Origin of the sequence: Dysgonomonas sp. GY75, from assembly GCF_015234155.1 — a bacterium.
In the GTDB taxonomy this organism is placed as follows: Bacteria; Bacteroidota; Bacteroidia; order Bacteroidales; family Dysgonomonadaceae; genus Dysgonomonas; species Dysgonomonas gadei.
The window spans coordinates 14,545-38,628 of sequence record NZ_JADCLQ010000036.1 but is presented as its reverse complement, the minus strand read 5'-3'; the positions used below and the strand labels follow the sequence as shown (position 1 = coordinate 38,628).

Annotated in this window: 17 protein-coding genes; 11 read left to right on the top strand and 6 right to left on the bottom strand. The window is 40.0% G+C overall.

All coding sequences use genetic code 11. The features are described 5' to 3' along the window. The first annotated feature begins 94 nt into the window (after positions 1-94). Complete coding sequence (locus IR083_RS12660; RefSeq protein ID WP_006799610.1) at positions 95-844, top strand: GH25 family lysozyme; 750 nt, start codon at positions 95-97, stop codon at positions 842-844. 6 nt (positions 845-850) lie between these two features. Here IR083_RS12660 and IR083_RS12655 read toward each other — a convergent pair whose 3' ends face one another. Both IR083_RS12655 and IR083_RS12650 read right to left on the bottom strand, forming a co-directional pair. Beyond that, entirely contained in the window at positions 851-2,095 is a 1,245-nt protein-coding gene (locus IR083_RS12655) for a hypothetical protein (protein ID WP_194224584.1), read from the bottom strand. A gap of 8 nt (positions 2,096-2,103) precedes the next feature. After that, positions 2,104-3,426, bottom strand: coding sequence for a hypothetical protein (locus tag IR083_RS12650; RefSeq protein ID WP_194224583.1), 1,323 nt, complete (start codon positions 3,424-3,426; stop codon positions 2,104-2,106). Positions 3,427-3,771: 345 nt separating this feature from the next. On the opposite strand from IR083_RS12650, the gene IR083_RS12645 reads away from it, so the two are divergent. The 7 genes from IR083_RS12645 to IR083_RS12615 all read left to right on the top strand — a co-directional run bounded on the left by IR083_RS12645 (position 3,772) and on the right by IR083_RS12615 (position 14,821). After that, the gene (locus IR083_RS12645) at positions 3,772-4,227 is read left to right on the top strand and encodes a cupin domain-containing protein (protein ID WP_194224582.1); all 456 of its coding nucleotides are present in this window, start codon (positions 3,772-3,774) and stop codon (positions 4,225-4,227) included. Between the two features lie 273 nt (positions 4,228-4,500). Then, entirely contained in the window at positions 4,501-5,343 is an 843-nt protein-coding gene (locus tag IR083_RS12640) for a prephenate dehydratase (RefSeq protein ID WP_006799606.1), read from the top strand. Between the two features lie 36 nt (positions 5,344-5,379). Beyond that, positions 5,380-6,546 (top strand): pyridoxal phosphate-dependent aminotransferase, encoded by a 1,167-nt coding sequence (locus tag IR083_RS12635; protein ID WP_194224581.1) that lies wholly within the window; start codon positions 5,380-5,382, stop codon positions 6,544-6,546. A 13-nt stretch (positions 6,547-6,559) separates the two neighbouring features. After that, positions 6,560-7,621, top strand: a complete 1,062-nt coding sequence (locus IR083_RS12630) for a bifunctional 3-deoxy-7-phosphoheptulonate synthase/chorismate mutase type II (protein ID WP_194224580.1) — start codon at positions 6,560-6,562, stop codon at positions 7,619-7,621. A 256-nt stretch (positions 7,622-7,877) separates the two neighbouring features. After that, on the top strand, positions 7,878-9,533 hold the full coding sequence (locus IR083_RS12625; protein ID WP_006799603.1) for an AMP-binding protein: 1,656 nt from the start codon (positions 7,878-7,880) through the stop codon (positions 9,531-9,533). A 773-nt stretch (positions 9,534-10,306) separates the two neighbouring features. Then, positions 10,307-11,995, top strand: a complete 1,689-nt coding sequence (gene ettA / locus IR083_RS12620; protein WP_194224579.1) for an energy-dependent translational throttle protein EttA — start codon at positions 10,307-10,309, stop codon at positions 11,993-11,995. A gap of 264 nt (positions 11,996-12,259) precedes the next feature. Continuing rightward, on the top strand, positions 12,260-14,821 hold the full coding sequence (locus tag IR083_RS12615) for a DUF5686 and carboxypeptidase-like regulatory domain-containing protein (protein ID WP_194224578.1): 2,562 nt from the start codon (positions 12,260-12,262) through the stop codon (positions 14,819-14,821). Positions 14,822-14,833: 12 nt separating this feature from the next. On the opposite strand, the gene IR083_RS12610 is transcribed toward IR083_RS12615, so the two are convergent. Then, positions 14,834-15,784, bottom strand: coding sequence for a diacylglycerol/lipid kinase family protein (locus IR083_RS12610; protein WP_194224577.1), 951 nt, complete (start codon positions 15,782-15,784; stop codon positions 14,834-14,836). A 249-nt stretch (positions 15,785-16,033) separates the two neighbouring features. Between IR083_RS12610 and IR083_RS12605 the strand changes: the two genes are divergently transcribed. From IR083_RS12605 to IR083_RS12595, 3 genes are all read left to right on the top strand, one after another. Beyond that, a complete protein-coding gene (locus IR083_RS12605) occupies positions 16,034-16,906 on the top strand; it encodes a flagellar motor protein MotB (RefSeq protein WP_006799599.1) in 873 nt (290 codons plus the stop codon). 223 nt (positions 16,907-17,129) lie between these two features. Then, positions 17,130-18,413 (top strand): serine dehydratase subunit alpha family protein, encoded by a 1,284-nt coding sequence (locus IR083_RS12600; RefSeq protein WP_194224576.1) that lies wholly within the window; start codon positions 17,130-17,132, stop codon positions 18,411-18,413. A gap of 14 nt (positions 18,414-18,427) precedes the next feature. After that, positions 18,428-18,898: a hypothetical protein gene (locus IR083_RS12595; RefSeq protein ID WP_194224575.1), complete on the top strand. Its 471-nt coding sequence runs from the start codon at positions 18,428-18,430 to the stop codon at positions 18,896-18,898. A gap of 64 nt (positions 18,899-18,962) precedes the next feature. Here the strand turns inward: IR083_RS12595 and IR083_RS12590 are convergent, their stop codons facing one another. The 3 genes from IR083_RS12590 to IR083_RS12580 form a co-directional block, all read right to left on the bottom strand. Beyond that, a complete protein-coding gene (locus IR083_RS12590) occupies positions 18,963-21,179 on the bottom strand; it encodes a glycoside hydrolase family 97 protein (RefSeq protein WP_194224574.1) in 2,217 nt (738 codons plus the stop codon). Positions 21,180-21,348: 169 nt separating this feature from the next. Further along, the gene (locus IR083_RS12585) at positions 21,349-22,416 is read right to left on the bottom strand and encodes a SusF/SusE family outer membrane protein (RefSeq protein ID WP_194224573.1); all 1,068 of its coding nucleotides are present in this window, start codon (positions 22,414-22,416) and stop codon (positions 21,349-21,351) included. A gap of 29 nt (positions 22,417-22,445) precedes the next feature. Then, positions 22,446-24,071 carry a RagB/SusD family nutrient uptake outer membrane protein gene (locus IR083_RS12580; protein WP_194224572.1) on the bottom strand — a complete coding sequence of 542 codons (1,626 nt, stop codon included), beginning with the start codon at positions 24,069-24,071 and terminating at the stop codon, positions 22,446-22,448. Positions 24,072-24,084: the final 13 nt, after the last annotated feature.

Here is a 24,084-nt window from a genome sequence, read left to right as displayed (position 1 = left end):
AAAGTTTGTTAATACTGTTCAAATATATATAAAAATATAACATGCAAAAAGAAAAATTAATCCTAACTTCGTTATTCGGTTTAAATAAGTATCAATGAAAGTAAAAGTTGCCCTGTATTCCCTTATTGTATTGGCCATGATTGTTTTTATCTGTGCCGGGGTATACGTGGCTTTTATGAATGGATATATCCGCTTGAATTATCCGTCTTTCAAAGATTACCCTGTACAAGGGATCGATGTTTCTCACCATCAGCAAGAGATAGACTGGGCCAGGCTGGATAAGGAAAAGGTTCAGTTTGCCTTTATCAAAGCTACAGAAGGAGGTAATCATAAAGATTCCATGTTTCAGCTTAACTGGCGCGAAGCCCGTCAGAATAAGATACTGTCGGGAGCCTATCACTTCTTTACTTTTTGTAAAGACGGAGAGGAGCAAGCCCGGAATTATATACACTACGTTCCTCGTGATAGTATAGATTTACCACCTATTGTCGACCTGGAGTATGGAGGAAACTGTAGCCCCGCAAACCGGAAGGAGGATCTGATCGCTGAAATAGCCAATTACTTTGAAATTATAGAAGATCACTATCAGCGCAAGGTGATTATTTATACTACAAATGAATTCTATAAAAATTACTTGCAACACCAATTCCCGGATAATCCTATCTGGATACGTGATATTATCGCAAAACCCAATTTACCTGATGGCCGTGACTGGCTATTCTGGCAATTCTCGAACCGGGGTCGGATAGAAGGCGTAGATACTCCGGTCGACCTGAATGCCTTCAATGGAAGCCGTGAGGAATTCGAAAAGCTTTTAAATAAAAAGGTTATTATCAGTGAGTAGCTCTTTTTATTTACCATTCCATAATTCCTTAATGACTTCTTCCTGTGAATATCCGAGTGGGCAATCATCACTTTTGGTATTGGCTCTATAGCTTCCTTCCGATTCATTAGGGCAGGTGATCATACGGAAGCCCGGCATTTCTAGATGACCGTCAGGATCATTTTTCTTTATCCATTTGTAGGCATAACGGAGCCACTCATTTCTATATGCTTCCGGCTGGAGTGAAAACCAAGATATCTCATCCCACCCCCATACAAAATGACTTTCCAGATTTGCCACATTGGGCTTTTCTCCCCGCCCGAAATTATCGAATTCTACCAAATACGGGAGGTTATCGCATTTCCATCCGCTTGGAGTGATGCAACCTTTACTTTTGTTGTATATGGCATCCAGATAATTTTCTTCCAATATACCCTCATACGGTTTTTCCGGTATTTCTTTAATCCGTAATGGAAACGAATTGAAATCCAATAAACTTACCCCGTCTTTTATCATATCGCCTTTGGGTACATGTGCATCTATCAGTACCCAGTTGCGGCGAGCATGTCGTTGTGCATAATTCCGTATTTTTTTCAGAATACTTTCCCAGGCTTTTCTCTCGGGATCATTCATTCCTATAAGTTCGACCTGTCCGATATGGAACGCTTCACAACCAAGGTTGATATATGAACCTGCCAGAAAGTAGAACCATAACTGAGTTTCCTGTTTGCTTATATCGGGTACACTACTGCCTTCATGCCAGTGATTAACGAGTTTCCCTTCACTATTCAACATGTTGTCATACGAGAAAAAGCGATCTTCGACCGGAAGATTAAAATCTTTGAATACCCATGTCGGTATCTTCACATTGTTAACATCCTGCGTGATAATCTCAAATATACAAGCCTGAAAAATCATTTCTGGATCAAATGCGTGCATCTCAGTAACAATGGCTTTGGCCCTCGTCCAAAACTCCGGCGAATTTAAAAGGCTTTCACCGCCCCATCGGTAGATGGAACGTCCTATAAATTTAGCCCCAATGTTTTTTACCATCCGTATATCATCCTGATGATAAGGGTATGTGCGTTTGCCTTCAGGCTTATCGGGCATAAGAAAGTATACCATTGTAATTGATCTGTCAAGATAATTACTCAGAACATCTTCCTGTATGCCGTTTTTATCAAAATGATAAGATTTTTTATTATCCTTGGTTTCACAGGAAGAGAAGCTGAAAATTATAGAACATACAATGAATGTTATAAGCAGTTTCATATCTGTATTTATTTATTTTTCGATTCTGGTGTGATTTCTATAGTCTGCCATTGTGATCCCCCTTTAAATCCGACCGGGCCGCTTTCTTTGCGCATCAGTCCGTTCAGACGGAAAAAGTTCTCGAAATGCTTATTCATTATCGCTTCTCCCGAACCCACTGCTATAAGCGTAGGGCCATCCTGATCTGCTCCGTATCCACCTTGCGCCGCTGATTTAATATCAGGTATATAATTCGGCCATGTACCTTTATACCATGTGTAACCAAAGAGAAATGGGATACTTCCGGCATCCCGCATCTTTTGTTTCCATTCCAACTGAAGTTGTACAAACGGTTCGCCCGGACAAGTAGAAATAGCTATATTGTCATTGAGCAGGATTGTTGAGATATGAACATCAAAAAGAGCATCGGTCATGAATCTTCCTGTAAATTGCAGTGAATCGTTCATATATCTTATGCCGGCCTGTTTGATTGCCGAGGGAGTCAGTGATCCGGTTAGTTTTATAGCCTCATATGCAAGCAGGCTTCCAACCCGTTCTATGGTTCTGTAGTCTGTCTTAAATGAATCGTCCGGACCACTTCTCCTCGAACTGATAATCAATGATTCTATATTTCCGGCGCCACCCTGTACAAACAGGCAAACCGCGTTATTTCCAAAAGCTTCCTCGACTTTTTTACAGGCAACACCCGGAAAATCAGCTGAAATCTCATAATTGCTGCATACTATATCGGCATGACAGGCATAATTCATTACAATTCCCTTTGTATTTCCCTGCATATCTTCCACCTTTATAATTCCCACTTCAGGATCGACAGGGCCAAAAGGAATACGTTCCGGATTTTCAGAAGTATAATGATCGTCCGAAAACCATGATTCCCGCGAATGTCCATCTTCCCTTACTATCAATCGGTTGAAGCCAAGTTGAGGGAATTTTCGGTGACCGGCAGCCAGTTTTGCCGGAAACATATTGTCTGTAGCTTTTTTCAATGCTTTGGTTAATTGGCTTATGACAAGAGTTTCGTCGCTTTTCCCGGAAGAATGGGTATGTGATGAAGATAAAAACAATACATCTAAGCCAAACTGTTCTTTACCTATTTTGGCTATCCGGTCACTTGTGTAGATTCCCTGATCAACAGCTATAAAGGCTATTCGTTTATTCCCATCCTGTAACACCAGTACACGGGCATACAATGAGTCGTGCAGTGGTATTTCATGGGGTGATGTAATGTTTACTTTCGATAATCCGGCAGTGATTGTGCCTGATTGTGCAATACTTATACCCGATAAGGATATACAACAAAAAATAGTCAATAGAAATTTTATTCCGGACATAGAATATCAGATTTAAATCGTTAGTTAAATTAAGATGATGGTTTAAATGTAATTAATTAATTTCCAAATAACTAATTGCCTGATCGGTCTGCCAGTTTAATCAAATATATAGAATACAATATGGTATAGATACTTTTCTTGTCCATATAATGTCCTGTAAATATTTTTGTTATTTATATTCTTGTCGAAAAATTACAATATCTTTTTTTGAAAAATATATCACATTATAAATTAATGATTCTTTAAAAATCATATCTTCGTTTACTTTATAGATAAATAATATTTCAGAAAATAACTGTACGGGACTTTTAATCATCCTGATATGTAGAAATAAAAATAGATTATATGAAAGAAATAAAGCGAATATCAGAAAATGAAAATTACACGGCAATTAATATCGGCAGTTTGGAGGGCCTGAATGAATATTCTCTTATCCACCCCAAGAATAAACAGGAGATAACAGGCAAAGTTTTTCTGAAAGAAGCGACAGATGCCACAGGTACCGAAATCTCATTTCAGATGCTATCCCCAAAAACAGATCTTTCCTATTTTCATATCCATAAACAAAATGAAGAGACCTATATCGTATTAAAGGGCTTTGGCGATTTTCAGGTAGATGAGGATTGCTTTCCCATAATGGAAGGCAGTGTGGTGAGAGTGTCACCGGCAGGCAAGAGGTGCCTGCGTAATTCTTCTGATGAAACAATGATTTATATGGTTATTCAGTCGAAGGAAGATTCACTGAATCAGTATAGTTCTGCCGATGGGGAGCGGGTTCTTTACGATCCTAAATGGAAATAGCGGAGGATACGGGGATTTACTTATTTTAAAATTTTTGAAATAAAAAAGACAAAATGTTTGTTTTATTCAAAAAAGTATTACTTTTGTATCCATAATCATAACAAGGTTATTGAAATGAAGAATTTTTCTACATACTTTTTCTTTTTTTACTTTTACTTTTTTAGAAGGTGAAACAGGATTTTGTATGAGAAAATTGAAAATAAAATAAAACAATCAGATATATAGAATCCTGTCAGGTATGACGGGATTTTTTTTTGACAATAAGCTAAATAAATGAGAAGAGTTGCAATACAAGGAGGACTGGGAGCATATCACGGCATTGCCGCTGAAAATTTCTTTGAAGAAGAGGTCGAAATAGTGCCCTGCATTACATTTCGCGATATCTTTACTGCCATCAAAAAAGAGCCGAATACAATTGGTATTATGGCTATAGAAAATACCATTGCCGGGAGCCTTTTGGGTAATTATGAATTACTGAAAGAAAATAAGCTTCCTATTGCAGGTGAGTTTAAGCAACGTATATCTCATTGCCTGGCAGCGCTTCCCGGACAAACCATCCATGATATAAAGGAAGTGGAATCGCATCCTATCGCGCTGATGCAATGTACTAATTTTCTGGATACATTACCCGGGGTACGCATTATTGAACATGAGGATACAGCTCTGGCAGCGAAAGATGTCGCCGAAAAGCGTTTGCAAGCTACGGCTGCTATATGCAGTGTGAGAGCAGCTGAAATTTATGGACTGAATATACTGGCGAGAGGAATTGAGACGAATAAGCACAATTTTACTCGCTTTCTTATTTTTGGTAATAAATGGATAGTACAGGAGATTCAGCAAAATGAGGTCATAAACAAATCATCTATTGTGTTCACCCTGCCGCATACAGAAGGAAGCCTTTCGAAAGTTTTATCTGTATTTTCTTTCTATGGTATTAGCCTGACCAAGATACAGTCTTTGCCGATTGTTGGCCGGGAGTGGGAATATCAGTTTTATGTAGACCTCAAATTCTCGGATTTGGAACGTTATCACCAATCGCTGGACGCTATCCGTCCCCTGATAAGTGAACTGAAAACACTGGGTGAATACCCGGAAGGCCGTCAGAGCGAACTTTAATTTTGAATTCTTGGAATCTTAAATATTGAAATTAATATGAATATAATACCCGCCGACCGCCTGAATACAGTACAGGAATACTATTTCTCTACCAAATTGAGAGAAGTAGCGGAAATGAATGCCGCAGGTAAGAATGTGATCAGTCTTGGCATTGGCAGTCCCGACCTGCCTCCTTCCGAAGAGACAGTAAGGGCTCTGAGTGAATCCGCAGCGAAAAATGACGCGCATGGTTATCAGCCACATGTGGGTATTCCTCAGTTGCGTGATGCTTTTGCTACATGGTATAAACGTTGGTATGACGTGACGATTGATCCGGCAAAGGAGATACAGCCGCTAATCGGCTCAAAAGAAGGAATCCTTCATATCTCTCTGGCATTTCTCAATCCTGGAGATGGTGTCTTGGTGCCAAACCCCGGTTATCCTACATATACATCTGTAAGTAAGATGGTGGGCGCGAAGATACATACATACGATCTGGATGAAAATAACAACTGGCAGCCCGATTTTGAAGCATTGGAAAAAATGGATTTATCCGGTGTAAAGCTGATGTGGGTTAATTATCCGAATATGCCTACAGGAGCGAACGGTTCGTTAGGCCTGTTCGAAAAGTTGGTTGCATTTGGGAAAAAGCATGGCATTGTCATCGCCCATGATAATCCGTATAGCCTTATATTGAACGAGAATCCGCTTAGTATCATGCAAGTGGAGGGAGCAAAAGAGATTTGTATAGAGTTGAATTCTATGAGTAAATCGCATAATATGCCCGGATGGCGTATCGGTCTGGTTGTTTCCAATCCGCAGTTTATAGGATGGATACTCAAAGTACTAAGCAATATCGAAAGCGGTATTCTAAAGCCTATGCAAATGGCTACTATTGCAGCATTGAATAATTCGGACGAGTGGCACAGGAAAAATAATATAGAACTATATGCAAACCGCCGTAGATATGCTGCTGCCATAATGGATGAGCTGGACTGCACATATGATGAGAATCAGGTAGGTATGTTTCTTTGGGGAAAAATACCAGCGAAATACAAAAGCAGCGAGGAACTGGCTGATAAAATCTTATACGATGCCAGAGTATTCCTAACCCCCGGCTTTATATTTGGGAGCAAAGGGGAAAGATACATCCGTATATCGCTTTGCTGCAACGAACATATGCTGAAAGAGGCACTGGAAAGAATAAAGAAATTACAATCATAAAAACTCAGATAAAATGGAATTAGAATCAATCTTACTGCCGGGAGTTGACCCGGAACGTCCTTTGGTGATCGCGGGCCCGTGTAGCGCCGAAACGGAGGAACAAACATTAAGTACAGCCCGCCAACTGGCAGCTGATGGTATAAAAATTATGCGTGCCGGTATCTGGAAACCACGTACAAAACCCGGAGGATTTGAAGGAGTGGGTAGTGAAGGCCTTGCTTGGTTGAAAAAAGTGAAGCAAGAAACAGGGATGTATGTCTCAACTGAAGTTGCTACACAGAAGCATGTATATGAAGCATTGAAGTACGGCATAGATATGCTCTGGATAGGAGCCCGCACCACGGCTAACCCATTTGCCGTACAGGAAATTGCAGAAGCTTTGCAAGGTGTGGATATACCTGTACTGGTAAAGAATCCTGTGAATCCCGATTTGGAATTATGGATAGGGGCGCTCGAACGCCTTAGCAATGTAGGGTTGACTAAACTGGGTGCGATCCATCGTGGATTCAGTTCGTATGATAAAAAGATCTACCGTAATCTTCCCCAATGGCATATCCCTATCGAACTGAAACGCCGTTACCCTGATTTGCCTATCATCTGCGACCCAAGTCATATCGGAGGTAAGCGCGATCTGATACAACCTCTTTCGCAACAGGCTATGGACCTGAATTTCGAAGGGTTGATTATTGAAACACATTGCGATCCTGATAATGCATGGAGCGATGCTTCGCAACAGGTAACACCATCGAGATTGAAAGAGATTCTCTCGGTTTTGGTTATCCGTGATGGTAAGCAGTCGACGGAAGACTTGTCGGTATTGCGCAGACAGATAGACGAAATAGACGACCAGTTACTTGAACTATTGGCTAAACGTATGCGTATTTCTTGTGAGATAGGTACTTTCAAGAAGGAACATAATATGACTATCGTGCAGACCGACCGCTATGATGAAATACTAAGCAAGCGTATTTCTCAGGCTGAAGGTATGGGTATGAATCCCGAATTTATGCGTGTGGTTCTGGAAGCGATCCACGAAGAGTCGGTAAGACAGCAAATAGATATTCTGAATAAATAAATATCTGTTTATCAGTGATAAAATAAAGGGTGGATTTTATTCACCCTTTATTTATATATGTTCATAGTTTATTGCAACAGGTATCAGATACGATTTATCGAAGAATGTTTTCCGTATTTCGATGATTATAGCAAAGTACCTGTTTGAGATGATGCTTGTTAGCATTACTGTTACAATTATGATATTTGCAATGCTTATATGGCATAAAATCTAAGAATTTGTTTACATTTGCATATATCACCTATAGAATGATTATATGGAAAATAATAAATTTTTAACACTCATCCGGGAGGGAATAGTTAATAACTGGGAACGTCCCGCATTGACCGATTATAACGGAGAAACATACCTATATAAGGATTTTGCAAAAAAAATAGCACAATTACATATCTTGTTCGATGATCTTGAAGTTCAGAAAGGAGATAAAATCGCTATTTGCGGCAAGAATTCGGCTAACTGGGCTGTCGCCTTTTTCGGCTCGCTTACTTATGGCGCTGTTATAACTACCATTTTGCACGATTTTAGCGGGGAAAATATTCATACACTTGTGAATCATTCCGAAGCGAAAGTCCTGTTTGCAGATGAATATGTATGGTCTAAAATAGATCCTGTACAAATGCCGACCGTGGAAGCTATTTTGCTCATAGATGACTTTTCGGCGCAGAAATCACGCTCGGCTAAATTTTTGGAATCATGTTCTCACTTGGAACAGACATTCAATGTTAAATATCCGAAAGGATTCTCACAGGAAGATGTCATCTTTTATGACGAGTCTCCGGATGAACTGGCAGTACTTAATTATACATCAGGAACTACCAGTAATCCGAAGGGAGTAATGATCCCATATCGTAGTTTATGGTCTAACACCCGTTTCGCGATAGACAGTATCGAATTTGTGAAGGCGGGTGACGGCATAGTGTGTATGCTGCCTATGGCGCATATGTACGGGCTGGCCTTCGAGGTATTGCTTTCCATTGCTAAAGGCTGCCATATCCATTACCTGACCCGTGTGCCTTCGCCTCAGATAATTCTGGATGCCTTTTCGAAAGTGAACCCTACGCTGGTGCTGGCTGTTCCGCTTATTATAGAAAAGATAATACAGACCCGTGTTTTTCCTCAATTGAAGAAGCAGCCGGTCAAGACACTGATTAAAATCCCTTTCATCAGGAAAAAAGTATATAAGAAGATTGCGGAAAAGCTTGTACCTGTTTTTGGCAATAAGCTGGTTGAGGTAGTTATTGGTGGGGCTGCATTGAACAAAGAAGTCGGCGCTTTCCTCACGGATATAAGGTTCCCTTACACGGTAGGTTATGGAATGACCGAATGTGGTCCGCTTATTTCCTATGAATATTGGGAAACATATAAGCAAGGATCGTGTGGCCGCCCTGTCGACCGTATGAATGTGCGGATAGAATCATCTAATATGGAAACCGAAGCCGGGGAAATAATAGTGAAAGGACAGAATGTGATGCTTGGTTATTTTAAAAATGAAGAAGCAACAAAACAAGTTCTGGATAGTTCCGGATGGTTGCGCACCGGAGATTTGGGTGTGATGGACCGTGATGGATTCCTGTTTATTCGTGGCCGTAGTAAAACAATGATACTCAGTGGATCGGGGCAGAATATCTATCCCGAAGAGATAGAAGATTATTTCAATAATTCTCCTTATGTTGCCGAATCACTTATAATTGAGGAAAGTGGCAAACTGATTGCTCTTATTTATCCTGATAAAGATTATTTGAAGGCGCATGATGTGAAAGAAGAGGATTATTCTGCTATTTTTGTGGCTGAATTGAAAGCAATAAACAAACGCTTGCCGGGATATAGCCAGGTAGTGAATTTCAGATTGCAGGATCAGGAATTCGAAAAGACGCCGAAGAGGAGTATAAAGCGGTTTTTGTATCAGAAGTAAGTGTACAGTTATACAAATCCGTTATCTAGATTTGATGTTACTTTATTTCAATAATTTTATCTATATAGTATATATAGCAAGCGTGTTATATAGAGAAAAAGTAACAAGATTAAAAAACGTGTAAAAGTGTTACCTTTTAACAAGTAGTAAGTTTTAAGTAATGAGTAATAAGTTGAAAGTTATGAGACACGAGATACAAGTTGCTAACTGATGACTGTTCACTGATAACTGGTATATGTGTTACCTTTGTTACTTTTTATATAGTGTTCTTTGTGTAACTCTTTGTGCCCCTTGTGGTAAAAGAGATTTAACCACTAAGTGCACGAAGGAAATCACAAAGAGCACAAGGGCAAAAGACTGTTACCTTTGTTACCTTTTAACAGTTACAAGTTACTTCGCCCTGCGGGTAGTTACGAGTTACAAGTTGGTTAATTGCTAACTGATATATCTGTTACCTCTGTTACTTTTCATCTATATATGATTAACAGATGCAAAAATGACAAGGTATAAATAATGAAAAAACTGTCAGAAGTGTCAGGTTTTAACTAAATACCTCCGCTAGCGCAGACTTCCGGTGTCTGTTGCACAACTGAAAAGGGAAGTCTGCACGAGCGAGGGACAAGATAATTATTAATTATTAATTTTTCATTCTTAATTGGTTTCTGTGTTACCTTTGTTACCTTTTACAGGAGTAAGCAATAAGGACCAAAGAGTTCTTGCTGGGAGTGATAACGGTTTGGAAGTATAGAAAATAAAAATTTATATATAAAATCATGTCAGTAGACGATAAAAAGATTATTTTTTCAATGATGGGCGTCGGTAAATTATACCCGCCACAAAAACAAGTATTAAAGAATATTTACCTGTCATTCTTCTATGGTGCCAAGATAGGTATTATCGGTCTCAACGGTTCGGGTAAATCCACACTGTTGAAGATTATAGCCGGAATAGATAAGGAATATCAGGGCGAAATAGTATCGGACAAAGGCTTTTCGGTAGGATATCTTGAACAGGACCCGAAACTCGATCCTACCAAAACCGTGAAGGAAATAGTACAGGAAGGCGTACAGCCTATAATGGACTTGCTGAAAGAATATGAAGGTATTAACGAAAAATTCGGATTGCCTGAATATTACGAAGATGCTGACAAAATGGATGCTCTGTTTGCCCGTCAGGCAGTATTGCAGGATAAGATAGATGCAACTGATGCATGGAATATAGACAATAAACTCGAGCGTGCGATGGACGCGCTTCGTTGTCCGCCCGAAGATCAATTAACTGCAAACCTGTCGGGAGGGGAAGCCCGCCGTGTAGCACTTTGCCGTTTGTTGCTTCAGGAACCGGATGTATTGCTTCTCGACGAGCCTACCAACCACTTGGATGCGGAGTCTATCGATTGGTTGGAACAACATCTCCAACAGTATAAAGGTACTGTAATCTGTATCACCCACGACCGCTACTTCCTTGACCATGTTGCCGGATGGATTCTTGAACTTGACAGAGGAGAAGGTATTCCATGGAAAGGAAACTATACATCATGGCTTGAGCAGAAAACCAAGCGCATGGAGCAGGAAGAAAAGCAGGCCAGTAAGCGCCGCAAAACCCTCGAACGGGAGTTGGAGTGGGTGCGAATGGCTCCTAAAGCCCGTCATGCAAAAGGTAAAGCCCGCCTGAATGACTATGAGAAGATGCTTAATGCCGACCAGAAAGAACGGGAAGAAAAACTGGAAATATTTATTCCTAACGGCCCGCGCCTCGGTAATAAGGTAATAGAGGCACATGGAGTAACAAAGGCTTTTGGAGATAAGCTCTTATTCGACAATCTTGAATTTATGTTGCCTCCATCGGGTATTGTCGGCATTATCGGGCCAAATGGAGCCGGTAAAACTACCTTATTCCGCTTGATTCAGGGCTTGGAGAAAGCAGATAAAGGGACATTTGAGGTGGGAGAGACCGTGAAAATAGGATATGTAGATCAGTCGCATGCCGAGATCGATCCGAATAAAAGTGTTTATCAGGTTATTTCGGGAGGAAGCGAGTTTGTGCGTGTAGGAGGAAAAGATATTAATGCCCGCGCTTACTTATCACGTTTCAACTTCTCGGGAGGAGACCAGGAAAAACTTACCGGTGTGCTTTCCGGAGGGGAGCGTAACCGCTTGCATCTGGCATTGACGCTGAAGTCGGAAGCCAATGTATTGCTTCTCGATGAGCCTACCAATGATATCGATGTAAATACATTGCGTGCATTGGAAGAAGGTTTGGAAAACTTTGCAGGATGCGCTGTTGTGATATCGCATGACCGTTGGTTCCTCGACCGTATCTGTACACATATTCTGGCTTTTGAAGGCAATTCGGAAGTATTCTTTTTTGAAGGAAGTTACAGTGAATATGAAGAGAACAAAAAGGCACGTATGGGTAATGTGGAGCCGAAACGTATTCGTTACCGCAAACTGATTAATTAAAAAATCATAACAACTGCAACTAAATGTATGTTGCATACATCTAATATACTAGAATCAAGAGCAGATTTAATTACATTTGCTCTTGGTTCTTTATAACTTCTATATAAACGAAATGAGGAAACCTTTATCAAACAAGGAAATAAGCGGTCGTTTCGGAACAGTCTCTAAGAAATGCTACAGGGAAACTGATAGTAGTGGAGGAGATGAAGATTGAATATAGATGAGAATCTAAAAACAAAAAAAAGGAAAAAACGTTTTAACTGAATGAGTGAAATACCACAATATATTATCAGAAGGAAGATGATACTCCTGTTGTCTTTCTTTCTTATCATTTGTGGTACTGTATGCGCCCAGTCACTCACGATTGTAAGAGGTACTGTCAGAGATGCTGTAACAAAGGAGAAGCTACCGTTTGTAACCGTCGTTTTCGATAAGACGACTATCGGCACATTTTCGGATGAAGAGGGTGAATTCAGATTAAGCAACCGAGGGAATAATACATCTGTTACTGCTTCCCTTTTGGGGTATAAGTCCGAGACCATCACTATCCCTGTTGGAAGAACTACCACAATAGAAATAAATCTTGAACCCGAGGACAAATTATTAAAAGAAGTTATTGTTCGTCCGCAGAAGGAGAAGTACTCCAAGAAGAATAATCCTGCTGTCGAACTGATAAAGAAAGTGATCGCTCACAAAGATGAGAATAATATAACAGATCTCAACTATTACCAGTATAAGGAATATGAACGGATATTTTTTGCACTGAATGAGTATCATCCGGATATGCCTTTATTGAAAAAATATAAGTTTCTGCCCAATTATGCGGATACATCAATGATTGATAATAAAATCATATTGCCTTTCTCTATCAGGGAAAGAATATCTGATGTATTTTATAAAAAAGAAAATAATTCGGCCAAACGTATTGTAAAAGGCTATCATATCGAAGGACTGGATAAGACTTTCGATACAGAAGGGCTTGATGCTATAATAAAGGAAGTCTTTAAAGATATATCTATATATGATAATTCGATTAATTTACTACTGCAGCCCTTTGTGAGTCCATTGAGCGAACATAGTGCCGTTAATTTTTACAGATGGTACCTTTCGGATACGGTGACAATTGATAAAGACCGCTATGTGAAGCTCGATTTTGCCCCTTTCAACTCCCGCGACATTGGCTTTACCGGTAATCTGTATATCTCTCTCGATAGTATGTATGCTGTAAAGAGAGCTGTGATAAGGACTCCTAAGAAAATGAATATAAACTTTGTTCAGGAGCTTATTATTCAGCATGACTTTAAGAAATCGGCAGATAACAAATGGATTCCGATGGAAGAGCGAATGGCCATTGATGTGACGATGGCTGATCTTATTAAATTCTATATAGATAAAACCCGTACATATGTGGATTTTGTTGAAAACCGGCCTATGGACCCGGTTTTTGTTCTCAGTGCTCCGGAGGTATTTGAAAAAGATTATTTGAAAAGAGATAAGAATTTCTGGGCAGATAACCGGCCGGCTGAACATAAAAAAGACTACCGCATGGATGAAATGCTGGAAGATGTAAATAAGGTATTTCTGTTCCGTCTTTTATTGAGGACAGGTGATGTTCTGTCTACCGGGTATTTCCCTACATCGAAAGACCCAGAGACAAATAAGCTGGAGATAGGGACTATTCCAACATTCTATAGTTTCAATAAAACGGAAGGTAATCGTTTTCGTATGACACTGTCTACAACAAAGAATCTCCATCAACATCTTTTCTTCTATGGCTATGGAGCTTATGGAACCCGGGACGAGAAATTTAAATATTATGGTGAGGCTACATGGGCTTTCAATAAGATAGAGAAACATAAGGATGAGTATCCGAAGAATAACCTGATAGTTGCCTATAAGTATGATCTAAATACGCTCGGACAACGTTATACACAGGCCGAACGGGATAATATACTGATGTCTATACAGGCGTCAGGAAACTCTAAAATGACATATAACCGCCAGACTCAGATAGCTTGGGATAAAGAGTTTTATGGAGGATTCTCATTCAAACTTACCGGTCAGACATTTGACGAGCGTCCTGCGGCCAATATCGTATTTGAAAAAATGGGCGAAAATGGTAATATATACAAGGTGGACAGGGTAAAGACCACCGAAGCTATGCTGGCACTGCGCTATGCTCCGAACGAAAAGTTTTTTCAACAACGTAGGAAGAGGCATTCCATCCCTTCCCCACGGCTTGTAACAAACCTGACACATACGATGGCTCTCGAAAATATATTTGGAGGCCAATACCATTATAACAAGACATCACTGGCTATATCCAAGCAGTTTTGGGTTGCACCGTATGGCAAAATTTACCTGTCGGCGCAAGCTGAAAAAATATGGGGCGAAACGCCTTTTCCGTTTCTTATAACTCCCAGTGCCAACAACTCATATACTATACAGCGGGGCAACTACTATTTAATAGAACCCCTCGAGTTTATGCACGATGCACAGGCTTCATGGGAAATATATTATCATATGGGGGGCTGGTTTCTCAACAGAGTTCCTTTCCTTAAGGTATTGAAATGGAGGGAAGTATTTGGATTCCGTGGTTTTATTGGCTCGCTGAGTAATAAAAACAATCCGGAACATAATAAAAATCTGCTCATATTTCCTCAAGATACATATACTACCAATAGAGGTCCATACATGGAATATAACATAGGAATAGAGAATATCTTTAAGCTATTCCGTATCGATTATGTACGCAGAATAAATTATCTCGACCATCCGAATGTGGATAAAGATGGTTTCAGAGTGTCGTTTGAACTGAACTTTTAATAATCCCGGTTTTCAGAAAAAGGTATCAGCTATTCGCATGAGTACTTCCTGTGGATCTAATGGATGTTTTTTTTGTGGATTTGCAGGCACCAGTACTTTCAATCCTTGTGGTATTATTTTTACATGTATCTCTTTTCCCATTTCTACAGGGTCACCGTCTATGTGCATCATTCCCTCTTGTTCTCTCTTTATAGTGACTTCATTGGTGATTAGTTCAATCATCTTGTTATTCTCATCTATCTTCTTTGTGAAGAGTTGAAGGGATGTTTGAGGGACTTCTAATATAGAGAGGGGTTTTAGTATTGCAATATTCATCATACCATCCTGTATGTCGGCATGAGGTGCAATATGTGCATTGTATCCATATTGCGACGCATTAGCACAAGTTACAACAAACGCCTTATCTTTTATTGTGCCTTCCGGGCATATTATTTCATAAGTTTCAGGCTTTTGTCTGATAAAGGTTTCCAGCATATTTTTAATATACATAAATGAACCTCTGCTTTTTTTGCCCGACGACATAGCCGCTACTTCTGCATCAAATCCTACACCGCAGGTACAGAAAAATATACGGTCATTAACCATCCCGTAGTCAATGGATATTATATTTTCGTCCAGAATAATACCCATCGCTTTCTTTGCGTCAGTAGAAATATTCAGGTCACGTGCCAGTCCATTTCCTGAACCCAGTGGGATGATGCCTAGTGCTGTCTGGGAGTTGACCAATGTGCGGGCAACTTCGTTTACTGTGCCGTCGCCTCCGACTGCAATCACGTAGTCTACCTTATCTTTGATAGCTTGCTTGGCTATTTCAGATCCATGTCCGGCATAACCAGTAATAAATATATGGACATCAAACCTGTGCGCATCAAATGTTTCCGCGATTTTGTGTGGAAGGTTTTGCTTCGATGACGTTCCCGATTTCGGGTTGATTATAGCATATATTTTTTTCTTTGCACTCATTTCATCAGCACATAAAAGTTTTGTAATACAAAAATAACATATTAAGAGTCATAGACCAAATAATAGGTTCGATTTAGAAAAGATAGCCTGTGTGGCAGTTGTTTTATTTTCTTTAGTATCATATATATATGAATTCTAAGAAATCTTCCGTTTAATAATTGAGAGGTTATATTCCTAATGATAGTTTAAAACAAATAAAGAAGGAGCATTGTTATATTTATAATAGGTTTAAATAATAATATAAGATTTATGAGACATTTTATTTGGACGTTGTTGATACTCACAGCGAGTATTTTTTTTACAAGTTGTGTGAGTAAAGGTAAATTCAGGAGCCTGGAAGCAGATTATAATCTGTTGAAAAACGATTATCAGGAAGGTCAGCTACAATTGAGGGAAAGTAAGACTCGTGTAGCGAGCCTTGAAGATAGATTGCGGGAAGCCCAGCAAAACAATGCGGATTTGCGTGCTGCTTATGCTGAGCTTCAAAATTCATTGAACAAGAGTTTGGCACAAAGTTCCCAAGGTAATGTGAATATTGCTAAACTGTTGGATGAGATTAATGCATCGAACCGTTTTATCCAACATCTGGTGGAAGCCAAAAATAAGTCGGATTCTTTGAATCTGGTGATGGTTAATAATCTTACTCGTTCGCTTTCGCGCAGCGAAATGCAAGATTTGGACATTAAAGTGCTGAAAGGCGTTGTATACATTTCTTTAGCGGACAATATGCTGTACCGTTCGGGAAGCTATGAGATAAGTGAAAAGGCAGGGGAGATACTAAGTAAAATTGCAAAAATTATTTTAGATTATAAGGATTACGATGTATTGGTGGAGGGAAATACCGATACAGATCCGATTTCCCGTCCTAATATTCGTAACAACTGGGATTTGAGTACCCTACGTGCTTCTTCGGTAGTTCAGGCGTTGCAAAACAACTATGGAGTGGATCCTAAACGTATGACAGCTGGAGGACGGGGAGAGTACAATCCTGTTGCAAGTAACAGTACTATAGAAGGAAAAGCGCTTAATCGCAGGACGCAGATAATTATTACTCCTAAGCTGGATCAGTTTATGGAATTAATTGATCAGGCTCCGGAAAGTTCTCTGGACGCAGATTATTAATTTTATGTAAACAGTTTTATAAGACAGAGGTTGTTCCTTATTTTGATGAACAACCTCTGTTTCTTTTTTAATGCCTGCCTTGTTTCTCTATTATATTTAGTCTTCTGCTAAGTCATATATTGGGAAATGATAAAAAAACTTTTTCTTAAAGAGGTGGTTTGAGATTAATGACACAATTAAATCAATATCTTTGTGTATATAATACTAAATATAGTAGTAGACTATGATTAACACATTGGAAAAAGAGCAAATTGTAAGTTTGATAAAAAAAGAAGTTGTGCCCGCTATTGGTTGTACCGAACCTATTGCAGTATCATTGTGTGTGGCAAAGGCGACCGAAGTGCTAGGAACGCAACCTGAGAAAATCAAAGTATACCTGAGTGCCAATGTTTTGAAGAATGCGATGGGGGTGGGGATTCCGGGAACCCGTATGGTAGGCTTGCCCATAGCTGTCGCTTTGGGTGCTCTTATCGGAAAGAGTGAATATGGCTTACAAGTATTAAAAGATCTTACTCCGGGCGATGTTGAACTCGGAAAACAATATATATCCGAAAAACGTATAGAGATAGCACTGAAAGAAGGTGTCGCAGACAACTTATATATAGAAACGCATTGTATTGCAGGGGCGGATGAGACGCAAGCTGTCATTCGCGGAACGCATACAAACTTTTCATATATAGCCAAAAACGGACATATACTTTGCGATGAGGCTTGTAGTGAGAATGGGGAGGTTTGTAAAGATGAAGTTACATTGACTTTTGCTAAGGTATATGAATTTGCTACTACTGTTCCCGTAGATGATATACGGTTTATACTTCAGGCAGCAGAACTGAACAGAAAGGCATCAAAGTTATCGCATGAGGGTAATTACGGGCATAATGTTGCTAAAACAGTTACAGGTACTTTAGGTAAAAAGATATTCGGAGATTCCATGCTTTCGCATATGATGTCATATACAGCTGCCGCTTGCGATGCCCGTATGGATGGGGCGATGATCCCTGTTATGAGTAATTCGGGTAGTGGTAATCAGGGGATTACGGCGACTTTGCCTGTTCTTACCTTTGCCGAAGATACCAATTGCACCGAAGATGAACTTGTCAGGGCATTAATCCTAAGTCATTTGACTGTTGTGTATATAAAACAAAAGCTAGGCCGTCTTTCTGCTTTGTGTGGTTGTGTGGCGGCGGCAACAGGTGCAAGTTGTGGTATTACTCATCTGATGGGAGGGGATTATAGCCAAGTCACCTTTGCTGTGAAAAATATGGTGGGAAATATAACCGGTATGATTTGCGACGGAGCAAAGCCCAGCTGTGCTCTTAAAATATCGAGCGGTGTATCTACAGCTGTTCTTTCAGCTATCATGGCAATGGAACACAAGGTAGTATCATCTTTGGAAGGTATTGTGGATGATGATGTGGATAAGACCATTGAAAATTTGACCAGTATTGGAGCTGTTGGTATGCAGGAAACTGATAAGTTGGTATTAAAGATAATGACGAGTAAATAGTTAAATTGATAAGAATGAAAATAAGAAATGCATTTAAGGTGCTGCCTGTTTGCGGGCTGGCTTTAGTAATTGGCTTCTCTGCCTGTAATTCTGCAAAGAAGAATGTGCAAGGGGAGGAGAATACGGCAGTAATTGCGGATACGATGAAACTGAATCTGGATTTTGCTTCTGTAGATACAATGACAATTATCTATATAGATAAGGATGAGTTGAAAGTGCCAATAGGAGATACAGACAAAGTGCGGGTAGGGGAGATGCTGTCCCGATTGGTAAATGACACTGCGTGGAACAATAGCGGCATAATGGTAAAAATGGTTGCACCCGATTATATGGTAACTATGCATTATAAGGGTAAATCGCAGGATGATAACAGCTGGATATCTATATGGAAAGAGTTGGGAAAAGCCAAATTTGATAATAAATGGTATTTATTACCGGAGAAAAAAGAAGATGTATTCAATTTACTGGATAGCTTGAAAGAATAAAAAAACGCTCCCGATTGGGAGCGTTTTTTTAACCATTTGATAACCAATTTAGAATCTAAACCTTTTACAGTCTTTTCAATCCTTTTGTCTGCGCCTTATCAGCTTCTATAATGCTGATGGCGTAACCTCCGGCAGGTGCGCATAGCTGCGATAACTTCGATTTGCTGGTTACCGCTACTTTGCGGATAGCGTATGCCTGAGGATTTGTTTTGTAGTGAGCGTCCTTCGCATCGCTGTATATAGTTGCGATGTATGTTTTTGCCGGATCCAGGTATTCGAATGTGATATTTGATATGCGCCCGTTCTCGTCACATACACTGCCTACGAACCAGTTGTTTGAATTCTTTGCTTTACGGGCAACTGTAATATATTCACCCGGCTCAGCTTCCAGATATTTACTTTCGTCCCAGTCTATAGCTACATCTTTAATAAATTGGAATGCGTCCAGATATTGGTTGTATGTTTCGGGCAGATCGGCTGCCATCTGTAACGGACTGTACATGGTTACATACAGTGCCAGTTGATTGGTCAGAGTACTGTTCACATGCGAATTATTGTCGGGATTGTATTTACTTACATCCATCTGGAAGATACCCGGAGTATAATCCATAGGGCCTCCGATAAGGCGGGTGAATGGAAGTACAGTGACATGGTTCGGTTTATTACCGCCGAATGCCTGATATTCTGTTCCGCGAGCCGATTCATTTCCTATAAGGTTTGGCCATGTGCGGCATACACCTGTCGGACGTACTGCCTCGTGGGCATTTACCATGATTTTATAATCGGCAGCCTTCTCGAATGCATACTGATAGTGATTTACCATCCATTGTCCGTAATGATGTTCGCCACGAGGGATAATATTGCCTACATAGCCGCTTTTAACAGAGTTGTATCCATTATCAACCATAAATTGATATGCCTTGCCTATGTGACGTTCGTAATTGCGTACCGACGATGAAGTCTCGTGATGCATCATGATTTTCACACCTTTGCTTTTTGCATATGCATTCAGCTCTTTAACATCGAAGTCGGGATAAGGAGTTACAAAGTCGAATACATAGTCTTTCGATTTACCGAACCAGTCTTCCCATCCTACATTCCATCCTTCTACAAGTACACCGTCGAAACCATGTAACGCCGCAAAGTCGATATATGCTTTCACATGTTCAGTATTGGCGGCATGCTTGCCATTTGGTTTGGTTTTACTGTAATCGGTAACACCCAGTTGTACGCTATACACGTCATCAGTGTATGCCCAAGAGCTTTTGCCGGTAATCATTTCCCACCATACTCCAATGTATTTTACGGGTTTGATCCATGATGTATCTTCTATTTTAGAAGGCTCATTCAGGTTGAGTGTGATGTGTGAAGCCAATACGTTGCGGGCATCGTCGCTTACGATAACCGTACGCCATGGCGTATGACACGGTGCCTGCATATAGCCTTTGTAACCTTGTGCATCGGGAGTAAGCCATGATTCGAATATCATATTTTTATCATCCAGATTGAGATGCATACAAGAGTAATTGATCAATGCCGCTTCGTGCAGGTTGATGTATAAACCATCATCGGTTTTCATCATCAATGCTGTTTGCACCCCTGTCTCAGAGAAAGGAGTCTGAGATGAATTCGGTGTAATAGCTTTACTCATCAATCCTCTGATCTCGGATAGCTTAGATGTTGTATAATCATATTCCTGTGTATCATAATCGCCCGGAATCCAGAAAGCTTTGTGATCTCCGGCCATGGCAAACTGGGTTCTTTCTTCTTTGATTACAAAGTATGTGAGATTTTTTTGCTCAGGGAACTCATAACGGAATCCCAGTCCGTCATCGAACAAACGGAAACGGATAACTATATGCCTGTCTGTCGATTTCTGGTTCAGAGTGACGGCAAGTTCGTTATAGTGATTCCGGATTTGGTTCGCTTCTCCCCAAACCGGCTTCCACGATTCGTCGAATGTAGATGTTTTAGTATCTGTTATTTCAAAACCGTTCAGTAAAGATACTTTATCTTCACTTGGGTTATTGTCTTTTGGCTTTACCGAAAAGTCACTGAAGTCTGTGTGTGCGTCACTGTCGTCTTTCAGTTCCAGCCCGAGTTTGGATGTTTTTATAACATCTTTGTTTTTGTATGTTAGAGCATATGTTGGGATACCTCCGTTCTGGATAGAGAATTTGAGCGTGAGATTACCATCCGGTGATTTTAGTTCTTGTGCTTTCATTGTCTGGAATATTAAACAAAAGCTGATAAAAATGGAAATACTTATTACTTTCTTCATGATTCTTTTAAAAGTTTTACACAGCAAAGAAACGCTTTTAAAGAATCAATAGCAGCCTGTATATTTATTAAAGCGGGCTAAAAAGTTTGCAAACGTTTGCAAGGATATAAAAAGAAAAAGTGAGGACATGTCCTCACTTTTTCGAAAAGGGTATTTATTAATATTTTATTTATTGGATTGTTCCTGTTCCGGCATTAAAGTCGAGAGTGACTGTTTTGCCAGCTGCAACAGGAACTGCATCCTGATCTCCTCCTGTAGCACGATAAACGATCTTTCCACTGAATATATTGAACTCATGTCTCCACCAATCGCTATTATAAGCATCTATAGCATTCGAAGATGCATACATCCTCAAATTGTTTGATGCTACTGTTACAATTGTAGCTTTGTTTCCGGTTATAGTGAAAGGATATTTACCTGTGTCCCATCCACCGAAAGCATCTCCCATACCATATACTTTAGCCGGTTCGATGGCAATTGCTTTGTCCGGATAGTTTACGAATATTACATACAATCCGCTTGTAGCGACAACAGCATTTCCATCACCATCATTGGAGAAACCAGTGTTTGTATCCATCTTTCCGTAAGCAGTAGCCCAAGTCTTGTCAGGAGACCATTTAAAGCCGTTGCCGGCAGTGAGATATTTGATGCACCAGAACGCTCCATCCTCTCCATCATTATTTTGTATAGGAATTAATGAAACGATTCCATCCGAATCCCAGTTCCAATTTCCGAAATCAGCGCCCACCATATATAGTTCTTTAGGAAATGCAACATAGCAAGTGAACGCAACGCTTTTTATATCGGAATAGAAAACCGGGCCTGTTCCTACGGTGTTAAGCCCTGTTCGCAAACGTAAATAGAGCGTTATTGGTTGAGATTCCTTTACAAACAATAATGCGGCGTCATTCAAAACTTTATATGTTATTTCTGCATTGTTTGAGTATGATGTTACTATAGCTTGAGCATTTTCAAAGGTTGAACTTGTCGCCGCTTCGATGGTATAAACCGGTGCAGCCTGTATATTATAATCGGTTCTTGTCCACGACCATGTTCCTATTTTTTCAGACATTTTAGTATCCTTGTCTATAACAAAATCCTGAAGCGTACTTTGTGTAAACACCGGTTTTTCAATGTTGCTTTCATCTCCCAGTTTTATGTGATCATCATCGTTGGAACAGGCAACAAAGATGAACAAAGCGATGAAGCAAGTCAGCAGTATATTTAACTTTTTCATATTCTAATGTGTTTTTTGTTTAGAGATGGTTAATTATAGCCTTCATTCTGAGTCAGATTAGGGTTAGCTCCCATATCATCAGCCGGAATAGGGTATATATTGAATTTCTTATCTACAGATGTTCCTCCGTATGTTCCACCTTTCCATTGCCATGTGTAAGATCCTGTGGTGAGCTTATCGAAACGTACAAGGTCTGTACGGCGTTGAGCTTCATAGAATAATTCACGTCCTCTTTCATCCAGAATAAAGTCTAATGTGAGATTGGCCTGGCTTATTTCTGCGCTTGCATCGTTGCCATAGGCACGTTTGCGAAGATCGTTTACATATGTGAGGGCTGTAGCTTCTGATCCCCCGGTTCCTCCTCGGAGAACTGCCTCGGCATAATTCAGGTATATTTCACCTAAACGGAATAAAGGAAAGTCTGTATATGCAATATTGCTTGCCGGTAAAGATCCGTCTTTATTAACATTGGAAAACTTTACTACAGGTATACCGTTTTTATAATTAGAAGGGTCTACAATATTTATATTATCAGCCAAAGTGGGATATAGCATAGTATAACGGATATCTTTACTATTATTACTTTGTTTGGTAAATGTTTCCTGCAATGAAATCCGGGCGCGGTTGCCTTGCCATGCGCCTTGTGCGTTAATATCGGCCTGCATAGCTGAAGGTACCGTACTACAAAGAAGGAATGTCATTCCGCCCCATGTCTGAGTGTCTGCACCCTCATAGCGTATCGGGAAAATCATTTCTTTGGATTTACCATTGTCGGCTTTGAATATGTCTGCATATTTTGGTTCCAGTTCATATCCTACGCTTAATACTTGTTTACTGTATGTCAAACTTTCAGTGTATTTTTTCTCCCCGATATATGCTTCGGCATTCAGATATAAGCGTGAAAGAAGAGACCATGCGGCGGCTTTGGTCACGCGTCCATAATTTTTGCTGTTGTATCCTACAAAAGGATCTAACAAGCCGTTTTGGCATTCAGTCAGCTCTTTTTCAATATACGCAAATAATTCTTTAGCCATTATCTGAGGCGCGGATTCTTTTCCTACAACACTTTCTTCTGTAACGTATGGTACATTACGGAACATATCCAGCAGATAATAATAAGCCAATGCTCTCATGAAACGCGCATCTTCACGTAGAACGCGTATCTCTGATTTTACACTTTCATCCACACCTCTTGAAGATAGTTTATCTTCTGATGTTTCACGAAGGTATTCATTCGATAAATTTATCTGATAGTATAGCCTGTAATACATACCTTTAACGAAAACATTGGTAGAATTCCATGCAAGAGTATTGAAATCGTTTATACCGATGTCTCCCCAGCAGCAGTGAGCTTCATCGGTGGGCAGTTCCTGCAAGTTCCATAATCCGCGAAGGAATGAGGCTTGGCTACCCCCGTCTACTCCGGCTACATCCGATTCATCATCTCCCCCTTTATTTCCCGAAATAGCCAAACCTGCATATATCTTGGCTAATCCGGACTTATAGGCCCCTATTTCTTTTCCATACACAGTTTCGCCAACTACTTCATTGGGATCGATAGGCAGTGTATTTAAATCGTCTGTGCATGATGTTATAGCCAATGTGCTTAAGGCAACAGCCATAACAGTCATAAATTTATATTTCAGTGATTTCATTTTCTAATCTGTT